This window comes from Kribbella sp. (genome assembly GCF_035655035.1).
Classification (GTDB): domain Bacteria; phylum Actinomycetota; class Actinomycetes; order Propionibacteriales; family Kribbellaceae; genus Kribbella.
Window position 1 is genome coordinate 1 of sequence record NZ_DASRVN010000348.1, and the last position, 2,521, is coordinate 2,521.

The 2,521-nt window shown below is 69.4% G+C and carries 2 protein-coding genes; one reads left to right on the top strand and one right to left on the bottom strand.

Going from position 1 to position 2,521, the window contains the following annotated elements; all coding sequences use genetic code 11:
• Positions 1–15: 15 nt before the first annotated feature.
• Entirely contained in the window at positions 16–1,944 is a 1,929-nt protein-coding gene (locus tag VFF46_RS19395) for an aconitate hydratase (RefSeq protein ID WP_325038564.1), read from the bottom strand.
• 253 nt (positions 1,945–2,197) lie between these two features.
• Here VFF46_RS19395 and VFF46_RS19400 point away from each other — a divergent pair.
• On the top strand, positions 2,198–2,521 hold a 324-nt coding region (locus VFF46_RS19400; RefSeq protein WP_325038565.1), incomplete at its 3' end, for a hypothetical protein.

Sequence of the window (2,521 nt, forward strand, 5' to 3'; positions counted from 1 at the left end):
AGGGCGGGCGGGTAGTCAGCCGTGGGCGCGGAGCAGGGGGATGACGCCGCCGGCCAGGAGCATGTCGACCTGGTGTTTCGACAGCCGGTGGCGCAGCTCGATGGTTCGGTCGCCGACCCGCGCCTCGAGTACGTCGGACGTGCGGAGCGCGTCGTGCAACCCGTCGAGTACGACCACATCGCCGGCCTCGATCCGGTCGTACTCCGAGTCGTCGGCGAACTCACACGCCAGTACGCCGAAGTTCGCCAGGTTCTGCCAGTGGATCCGGGCATAGGAGCGCGCCAGGACCAAGCGCAGGCCGAGGTATCGGGGCGTGATCGCCGCGTGCTCGCGGGACGATCCTTGCCCGTAGTTGGCACCACCAACGATCGCGTGGTCACCAAGCTCACGAGCCCGGTCGGCGTACTCCGGATCGACCGGACGGAATGTGAACTCGGCCAGCTTGGCGATGTTGGAGCGGTACGGCAGCGCGGCGGCGCCGGCCGGTGAGATCTCGTCCGTCGACACGTTGTCGCCCACCTTGAGCGCGACCGGTACCTCCAGACGGTCCGGCAAGCCGTCGAAGTCCGGCAGCGTGCCGATGTTCGGTCCCTTCAGCAACTCGCCCGGGTCCTCGGGCGGTGGCTCGAGCATCGCCGTGTTGACGCTGTGCCGCGCCGGCAGATCGAGCTCCGGATACGCGACCGCCTGCTCGTGCGCCCAGTCGCGCGGATCGACGAGTACGCCGGTCAACGCGCTGGCGGCTGCCGTCTCCGGCGAGCACAGGTACACCGCGTCGTCCGCGCTGCCACTGCGGCCCGGGAAGTTCCGCGGCATCGTACGAAGGCTGTTCGTCCCGCCGGCCGGTGCCTGTCCCATCCCGATGCAGCCGAGGCACCCCGCCTGATGAATGCGTGCACCGGCTCGGACCAGTTCCAGCGTCACGCCCATCCGGGTCAGGTCTTCCAGGATGCTCCGCGAGGTCGGATTGACGTCGAAGCTGAGCGCGCCGCCGGTCTGCCGGCCGCCGACCATCGCGCCGGCGATCGCGAAGTCCCGCAGCCCGGGATTCGCGCTGGACCCGATCACCACCTGGCCGATCTCGGTCCCGGCGACCTCCCGCACCGGTACGACGTTGCCCGGCGACGACGGCGTCGCGACCAACGGCTCCAGACTCGTCAGATCGATGGCGTCCGAGACGTCGTACGTCGCGTCGTGATCGGCGAGCAACTCCGCGAAGTCGTCCTCGCGGCCCTCCGCCCGGAGGAAGCCGCGGACCGCGTCGTCGGCCGGGAACACGGTCGTCGTCGCACCGAGTTCGGCGCCCATGTTCGCGATCACGTGCCGGTCCATCGCCGTCAACGACGCCAGTCCCGGGCCGTGGTACTCGATGATCCGGCCGACGCCGCCGCTCACGCCGTACCGGCGGAGCATCTCCAGGATCACGTCCTTCGCGGACACCCACGGCGGCAGTTCGCCGGTCAGCTCGATGCCCCAGATCTCCGGCATCCGCAGCCGGAACGGGCTGCCTGCCATCGCCTGGGCGACCTCGATGCCACCGGCGCCGATCGCCAGCATGCCGAGCGAGCCGGCCGCGCAGGTGTGCGAGTCCGAGCCGAGCAACGTCGCGCCCGGCCGGCCGAACCGCTGCATGTGTGTCGGATGCGAGACACCGTTGCCCGGCTTGGAGTACCAGAGGCCGAAGTGCCCGCAAGCACTGCGCAGGAACCGGTGGTCCTCGGCGTTCCGCTCGTCGGCCTGCAACAGGTTGTGGTCGACGTACTGCACGCTGACCTCGGTGCGGACCCGGTCGAGCTGCATCGCCTCGAGCTCGAGCATCACCATCGTGCCCGTCGCGTCCTGCGTCAGCGTCTGGTCGATTCGTAGCTGGACCTCCGACCCAGGCTCCAGCTCGCCGCCGGCCAGATGCGACGCGATCAGCTTCTGCGCGACGTTGCTGCTCACGGTCCGTTCAGTGCTCCGGCTGGAGCATCGCCTGGAACATCCACCTCTGCGACGTCAGGGCCTCGACCGTGTGCTTCTGGCCGGCTCCCGACAGGTTGCTCCGGATCTCGATCACGCGAGCCTCCCAACGGTCGTACGGTGACGTCCTTCCTTATCGGCCGGGTGCCCGTCCGAAGGACGGCCAAACGGGGGAGTGCTCCGGCGTGTTGTGGGTACCAGGTCTTGTCGGCGATGGGTCGTTCGGGAGGTCGGCATGGACGGGACCAGTGGTTCCTCGAGCGCGGACACGCCCCGCCTGGCCCGGTACCGGGCCTGCTGGCGTCTTGCCTGCTACGTCATCGGCACGGTTGGTTTCATGGTTGCGGGCCTGCTCTTGTCGGGGATGGTCCTGACCGTGGTCGGCATCGCGGTCCTTGTCGTCGGTCTGACGGCGGCCACCGCCTACGGAGCCGAAGGCGGTCCCAGCCCGACCAAGTCGCGAGCGCGGACGGTGTGCAACGCGATGGCCGGGACCGCGGTGGTAGGCGTCGTCTTCGGGCTCAGCACCGTCCTCGGTCCCGCCGTACTGCTGCTGACC